Origin of the sequence: Deinococcus betulae (genome assembly GCF_020166395.1) — a bacterium.
GTDB lineage: Bacteria > Deinococcota > Deinococci > Deinococcales > Deinococcaceae > Deinococcus > Deinococcus betulae.
Map to the genome: position 1 here is coordinate 20,759 of NZ_JAIQXU010000042.1, position 6,620 is coordinate 27,378.

At 66.9% G+C, this 6,620-nt stretch carries 7 protein-coding genes; 6 read left to right on the forward strand and 1 reads right to left on the reverse strand.

The window, feature by feature from the left end; translation table 11 throughout:
• Positions 1-116 precede the first annotated feature (116 nt).
• Positions 117-1,172: a siroheme decarboxylase subunit alpha gene (ahbA, locus tag K7W42_RS21080; protein ID WP_224577193.1), complete on the reverse strand. Its 1,056-nt coding sequence runs from the start codon at positions 1,170-1,172 to the stop codon at positions 117-119.
• 234 nt (positions 1,173-1,406) lie between these two features.
• Here ahbA and K7W42_RS21085 point away from each other — a divergent pair, with 234 nt between their 5' ends.
• The 6 genes from K7W42_RS21085 to K7W42_RS21110 all read left to right on the forward strand — a co-directional run bounded on the left by K7W42_RS21085 (position 1,407) and on the right by K7W42_RS21110 (position 6,533).
• Positions 1,407-1,700, forward strand: a complete 294-nt coding sequence (locus tag K7W42_RS21085; protein WP_157461565.1) for an Lrp/AsnC family transcriptional regulator — start codon at positions 1,407-1,409, stop codon at positions 1,698-1,700.
• A 93-nt stretch (positions 1,701-1,793) separates the two neighbouring features.
• On the forward strand, positions 1,794-2,708 hold the full coding sequence (locus K7W42_RS21090; protein WP_224577195.1) for a glycine betaine ABC transporter substrate-binding protein: 915 nt from the start codon (positions 1,794-1,796) through the stop codon (positions 2,706-2,708).
• Between the two features lie 7 nt (positions 2,709-2,715).
• A complete protein-coding gene (locus tag K7W42_RS21095) occupies positions 2,716-3,885 on the forward strand; it encodes an ABC transporter permease (RefSeq protein WP_224577197.1) in 1,170 nt (389 codons plus the stop codon).
• 7 nt (positions 3,886-3,892) lie between these two features.
• Entirely contained in the window at positions 3,893-4,843 is a 951-nt protein-coding gene (locus K7W42_RS21100) for an ABC transporter ATP-binding protein (protein WP_224577199.1), read from the forward strand.
• Positions 4,840-5,565 (forward strand): ABC transporter permease, encoded by a 726-nt coding sequence (locus K7W42_RS21105; RefSeq protein ID WP_224577201.1) that lies wholly within the window; start codon positions 4,840-4,842, stop codon positions 5,563-5,565. The genes K7W42_RS21100 and K7W42_RS21105 overlap by 4 nt, the downstream gene beginning before the upstream one ends.
• Positions 5,566-6,023: 458 nt before the next feature.
• Complete coding sequence (locus K7W42_RS21110; RefSeq protein WP_157461561.1) at positions 6,024-6,533, forward strand: CarD family transcriptional regulator; 510 nt, start codon at positions 6,024-6,026, stop codon at positions 6,531-6,533.
• Positions 6,534-6,620 lie beyond the last annotated feature (87 nt).

Below are 6,620 nucleotides of genomic sequence, written 5' to 3' on the forward strand. Positions count from 1 at the left end.
CGCGGCCGCTGAGCGCCGTGTCCAGGGACAAGAAGAGGGCCGCCCCACAACGGGAGTGGCCCTTCCATCTTCTGAACAGACACCCGGCCAGGCAGGGGACCGGGGGCGCTGGGCAATTAGGCTTCCGTGCCCAGATACTGCCGCGCCCACTCGGCAAACTCAGGCTTGTAGAACTCCAGACGAATCTTCTTGTATTCCTTCGTGGAGTACAGGATGGCGTGGTCAATGCCCGGTGCCACCTCTTCCTCAATAGCCTTGATTTTGCCGAAGGCCTCATCCTTGCTGCGCCCGTGAACCATCGTGAAAATCGTGTAGGGCCATTCGGGGTACGTGGGGCGCAGGTAGCAGTGGGACACTGCCTTGAACTCGGCCATCTTGCGCCCCGTTACGGCGACCTCGTCCTGAGGCACGGCCCACACGCCCATCGCGTTAAAGGTGAAGCCCGCCTTCTGGTGACGGAACACCGCCGACACGCGCCGCAGCGCCCCGGCCGCTTTCATCTTCTGAGCGTGGGCGGCCACCTCGTCAATGCTCAGGCCCAGGGCGGCGCAGGCGTCGGCGTAGGGTTCCTCGGTGACCGGCAGGTCCTTCTGGAATTCCAGCACGAACGCCCGGTCCAGCTCGGTCACGGCGTAGCCGATGTTCCGCTGCTCAGAGGTGTACTGGGGCGCCGACTTGGCGTTCCAGTCTTCTTTGCCTGTCATGTCGAACTCCACCCCAATCTTGAACAGGTGCAGGGTGGGCATCAGGCGGGTCAGGCGCGCGCCGCTGAGGTCGTGCAGCTTCTGCACGTGCGCCTTCAGGTCGCTTTCGGGCGGCACGGCGATCGTATACCACAGGTTGAAGTCGTGGTTGCGCTTGTAGTTGTGGCTGACCCCAGGGTGGGTGTTCACGATTTCGGCGCCGGCATCCAGGGTGTCTTCGTCGTACACCGCCGCCACCAGGCTGCTCTGGTAGCCCAGGGTGCGGGTGTCGAAGATGGCGCTGACCTGCCGCAACACCCCTTCGGCCTTCACCTCGCGCAGGATGGCCAGCGCCTCGGCCTCGCTCAGGCCCACCTCGGCCGCCACTTGCGCGTAGGGACGCTGCACGATAGGAATATCGCGCTGAATGCGGTTCAGGAGCTGCTCGCGTGGGGTGACAGGCGCCTTGGGCGCGGCGGAGGCGGTCATGTCTGCACCATACCGGCTCCCAGAGCGGCAATGTGTCCCCGAACGACCGGTCAGTGAGAGGGGATCCGGTCAAATCCGGAACAGGTCTTGGATTTGACCTGACTGGAAGTGGAAGGACAGAGGCCAGAGTCCTGGAATATGGAGGAGCGTCCGGTGCTCGCCCGAATGTCCCGAAAAGAGCCGACAGTCCCTATGGGGTGCAGCCGGGGGCAACGGGGGCGCACAATGGCGGGCATGGTGACCGCCATCGTGATGGTGCAGGCAGAACGCAACCGCATTCAGGAAACCGCCGAGGCACTGGCCGGGGTGCCAGGGGTGCGCGAGGTGTACTCGGTGACCGGCGAGTGGGACATCGTGGCCATTCTCAAGTTGGCTCGCTACGAAGACCTGGACGGCGTGGTGACAGGTGGCCTGCGGCAGGTGACCGGCATCACCCGCACCCAGACCATGCTGGCCTTCCGCACCTACAACGAGGCGCTGCTGGATCAGGGCTTTGGGGTTGGTCTGGACGAATCTCAACAGCGCTAAAGAGCTTTTTAGGAAACCTTCATCTGTCTAGGACCGGGGTGTTTTGTGAGCTGCCCTACCCGTGACGCCGGAGGGGACAGGTACGGTGACCGCATGACCCGTTTTGTCTCACACGCCGCCCTGCTCCTGGGCTGCTCGCTGCTGGCCACCGCCGCTGCCAAACCGATTGTGGTGGGCAGCAAACTGGACCCCGAGGCGCAGATTCTAGGCCAGATGATTGTCCTGACCCTTAAAAACGCGGGGCTGGACGTGACCGACAAGACCAACCTGGGTGACACCGGCGTGAACCGCAAGGCCATTCTGGCCGGCGAAATTGACGTGTACCCCGAGTACACCGGCAACGCCGTGTACCTGTTTCCGCAGGCCAAGATTACAGCCAAGCAGGCGGGCAATCCCGGCACCATCTACGGCTTGGCGCGGCAACTGGACAGCAAGAACGGCGTGACCTGGCTGCGTCCGGCGCAGGTCAACAACACCTGGGTCATCGCGGTGCCGCAGGCCCTGGCCCAGAGTGCCAAGCTGAGCAGCGTGGCCGACCTGGCCAAGTACCTGGGCGGCGGCGGCAAATTCAAGATTGCAGGCAGCCCTGAATTTTTCAACCGCCCCGACACCATGCCGGCCTTCGAGTCGGCCTACGGCTTCAAACTGAAGGCCGACCAGAAGCTGGTGCTGGCGGGCGCCACTCCACCCCAGACCCAGCAGGCGGCGGCCGGTGGGGTCAACGGCGTCAACGCCGCCATGGCGTACGGCACCGACGGCACCCTCAGCGCCCTGAAGATGGTGGCCCTCAAAGACCCCAGGGGCGCTCAGGCCGTTTACCAGCCTGCGCCTATCATCCGCACCGCCACCCTCAAGGCCGCTCCGCAGATCGAGGCGCTCCTCAACAAGACCTTCGCCACCCTCACCCAGGCCACCCTGCAAGGCCTGAATGCCAAGGTGGCCTTGGAAGGCCGCACGGCGCAGGACGTGGCGCGCGAGTACCTGCGGGGCAAGGGCCTCATCAAGTGACCAGGGCGTGACCCCGGCGACCAGCCTGGAGAGCACCGGCTTGGGCGGCGCGGCGCGGCGGGACGTGCAGGCGGTGCTGTGGTGCTCGGTGCTGCCGATGCTGGCCGGGGCGCTGCTGCCCTGGGTGCTGCTGCGGCCCAACCGCCTGGCCCCTGGCGACTACCTGCGGTTGCCGCTGCCCTGGCTGGGTCTGGCCGTTCTAGCGGCACTACTGCCCGCTGTGGCAGGTCGCTGGAGGCGCCGCTGGGTCTGGCTGCCTGCGGCGGCGGCCCTGAGTCTGGGGCTGTGGCTGCTGGGCACCCAGACGGGCGCGGCGCTGGTGGACCAGCCTCCTTTTGCGCGGGCCAGTGCCGCTAGCGGGGTCTGGCTGTATCTGCTGGGGGCCGGCGTAGCGGTGTACGGCGCCACCCTGGCCGCCCCCGAGCAGCGTTGGTCGGGCTGGGTCTGGGTAATCCCCGCCGCCGCACTGCTGGCCAGCGGCACACTGGGGAGTTGGTCGGTGCTGGCCGAGGCCCGCAGCGAGGGCGCGCGCTGGGGGCAGGAACTCGCGCAGCACCTGCGGCTGGTGGGCACGGCGCTGGGGCTGGCGGTGGGCTTGGGGGCGCCACTGGCCGTCTGGGCGGCCAGTCGTCCTGGCGTGGCCGCCGCCGTGCTGGGCGCGGCCAATGCCATCCAGACTCTGCCCAGCCTCGCGCTGCTGGGCCTGCTGATTGCGCCGCTGTCGGCACTGGCCACCGCCTTTCCAGCGCTGCGGGCAGCCGGCGTCAGTGGAATTGGGGTGGCCCCAGCCCTGACCGCCATGACGCTCTACGCCCTGCTGCCCGTCCTGCGCAACGGCGTGGTGGCCCTGCAAGGGGTCAGCCCCAGCGTGCTGGACGCCGCGCGCGGCATGGGCATGAGCAATGTGCAGCGCTTCTGGCGGGTGCAGCTGCCGCTGGCGCTGCCCGTGTGGCTGGGCGGGGTACGGCAGGCGGCAGTGCTGCTGGTGGGCGTGGCCGCTGTGGCGGCCCTGATCGGCGCTGGCGGCCTGGGCACCTACATCTTCAAGGGGCTGCAAAGCGCCGCCGCTGACCTGATTCTTCTGGGCGCGGTGCCGGCGGCGCTCCTGGCCATCGGACTGGACGCCGCGCTGCGCTGGCTGGAAGGCGGGCTGGGCCGCCGTCTGGGGCGGGTCTAGGAACACCATGATTGAACTGCATCACCTGGAAAAGCGGTACGGCGCGGCAATGGCCGTCCGGGACCTCAGTCTGACCGTCCCCGAGGGCGAACTGGTGGCGCTGCTGGGACCGTCAGGCTGCGGCAAGACCACCACGCTGCGGATGCTCAACCGGCTGACCGAACCCACCGCCGGGCATGTCCTGCTGGGTGGCCAGGACACCCGGAACCTCCCGCCCGAGCAGCTGCGCCGCCGCATCGGCTATGTCATCCAGCACATCGGTCTGTTTCCGCACCTGAACGTCGCGCAGAACGTGGCCACGGTCCCCGACCTGCTGGGCCAGGACCGCCGGGCCACGGCGCGGCGGGTGGATGAGCTGCTGGCCCTGGTGGGCCTGGAGCCAGAGACCTTTCGTCACAAGCGGCCCAGCGAACTCTCGGGCGGGCAGGCGCAGCGGGTGGGGGTGGCGCGGGCGCTGGCCGCCGACCCCCCGGTGCTGCTGATGGATGAACCGTTTGGTGCCCTGGACCCTCTGGCCCGCGAGCGCCTGCAGGCGGCCTTCCGCGAGATTCAGCAGCGGCTAGGGAAAACGGTGGTGATGGTTACCCACGACATAGACGAGGCGCTGCGCCTGGCCGACCGGGTGGCCCTGATGCAGGGCGGTGAACTGGCCCAGTACGGTCCCCCAGACGAGCTGATTCACCGCCCTGCCAGCGAGTTCGTGCGGCAATTTCTGGGTGAGGACGCCACGCTGCGCCAGCTCGCTGGCCGGCCGATTCTTGACTTTGTGGTGGCGGGGCCGGTGCAACCGGGAACGCCTTTGATCGACGCGGCTCTGAACGCCCGCAGCGCACTGAGCGTCATGCTCCGCGAAGGGAGCGACACCCTGACTGTGACGCAGGCGGGGCAGCCCATTGGCACGGTTCAGTGGTCTGGCCTCCGCGCGCTTCCGCAGTCAGCCGAACCAGAGGCCTCTTGAAGAGATGGCCTTGGGGCGCCGTGCTGTGGCCGGCCCTGCTCATCCTCTGCCTGTGGCCAGGCGTCTTGCCCGCGCTGCTGCGGCCCCTGGGTCTAGGCGAACTTACTGCCTTTGATCCGCCCCTGTGGCGCCTAACCCTGACTCATCTGGGGCTAGTGGGGCTGGCCAGTCTGGTGGTGGTGGGCCTGGGGCTCCCGCTGGCCATCGCGGTCACCCGCCCCGGCTGGGACGCTCCCCGGCAGCTCACCGAGACCCTGCTGGGGCTGGGGCAGACGGTCCCCACCTTTGCCGTGCTGGCGCTGGCGGTGCCGGCTCTGGGCTTTGGCTGGGCCCCTACCCTGCTGGGCCTAGTGCTCTACGGGCTGGTGCCGGTGGTCAGCAACGCCATCCTGGGGCTTCAGGCCACCGAGCGCCATATTCTAGACGCGGCGCGCGGCATGGGCATGAGCAGCGCCCAGCGCCTATGGCGCGTGGAATTGCCCCTGGCCCGACCGATCATCTTGGCCGGGTTGCGGACCAGTACCGTCTACAACGTCGGCACCGCAACGGTCGGCGCAGCGCTGGGGGCCGGGGGCCTGGGTGAGCCCATTATCAATGGACTGTCGCAGCAAAACACGGCCCTGGTACTGACCGGGGCGCTGCTGTCTGCCCTGCTGGCCTTGACTCTGGACGCCTGGCTGGCGCTACTGGGCGGCAGGGACAGGGCCTCTGAGCTGGGGTGAGCGGACGGCCAGCCCACGACTTCTATAGGGCGACAGAGCGCTTGAGTTAAGGGCTGGGCATGCCGGCACAACTCTCTTAAATAGGGGGGACTCTTGAGCTACACAGTCTGCTGGCGGGTCTCTAAATCGCCTGAAGCTAAAGAAAAGGCCCTCGGACATCTTGAATGTTCTGCCCAAGCAACCGGGTCTGGGTCCCCCTAGCAACGCCCACTGACCCACAGTGCAGCCAGGGTCACTTTGCGCTACACTCCTGGGCATGCAGTCCCGGTGGCTTCCTCTTTCCAGGTCTGCACAGTCAATTCGGAACCTGCGGTTTTTCTCCTGACCTTTTCTGCGGCCCAGCTCTTACGCTGGGCCGCTTCTGTCTGGGTCAGTGCCGCAGAAGTGGCCCCACGCCGCCCGTGGGAAGTCGGCGCCGATTGTTCAGCCCTGCCGCGCCCGCCTCAAGAGGTGAGACCTTGAAGCAGACTGCCTTTCAGCCTGGTGACCGCGTTGTCCTTCCGCCCTACGGTATTGGGGTCGTGCTCGGCACCTGCCTGCGCCCGGTGGCCGGTGAAGCCCACGCCTACTATCAGGTCGAGTTTCCCAACACCGCCAGCCAGGCTTTTGTGCCGGTGGCCGCGCCCGATACGGCCGGCATGCGCGCAGCCCTGACCGCCCATGACATGCCAGCGCTCCTCGATTCCCTGAAAACCAGCCGCATGAATCTGCCCCGTCAATGGGCGGCCCGGCACCGCCGCGTCACCGAGATCCTGGTCAGTGGGAATCCCTTCGAGTTGGCCATTCTGACTTGTGAACTGCGCCGCTGGAATGTGGAACGCGGCTTGCCCGACCTGGACCGGCAGGCATTTCGCCGCGCCATCAAACTCTTAGAGCAGGAGGTCAGTGGTCTGCATGACCCGGGTGCGCAAGACGTGCAGCAGCTGCTGGTATATGTCTGGAACGAAGGCCCACAACAGGCCAATTAGACAAATAGAAAAGAGGCCACCCGGAAAGGTGGCCTCTTCTTGCAAAGAAATAGCGCAACGCCCCGAAGCCAGGTTCGGGGCGTGAAG

Excerpts from the sequence above, each read along its gene's own strand:
- ahbA (WP_224577193.1), bottom strand. The coding sequence starts at position 1,172 with ATGACCGCCTCCGCCGCGCCCAAGGCGCCTGTCACCCCACGCGAGCAG.
- K7W42_RS21085 (WP_157461565.1), top strand. The coding sequence starts at position 1,407 with ATGGTGACCGCCATCGTGATGGTGCAGGCAGAACGCAACCGCATTCAG.
- K7W42_RS21090 (WP_224577195.1), top strand. The coding sequence starts at position 1,794 with ATGACCCGTTTTGTCTCACACGCCGCCCTGCTCCTGGGCTGCTCGCTG.
- K7W42_RS21100 (WP_224577199.1), top strand. The coding sequence starts at position 3,893 with ATGATTGAACTGCATCACCTGGAAAAGCGGTACGGCGCGGCAATGGCC.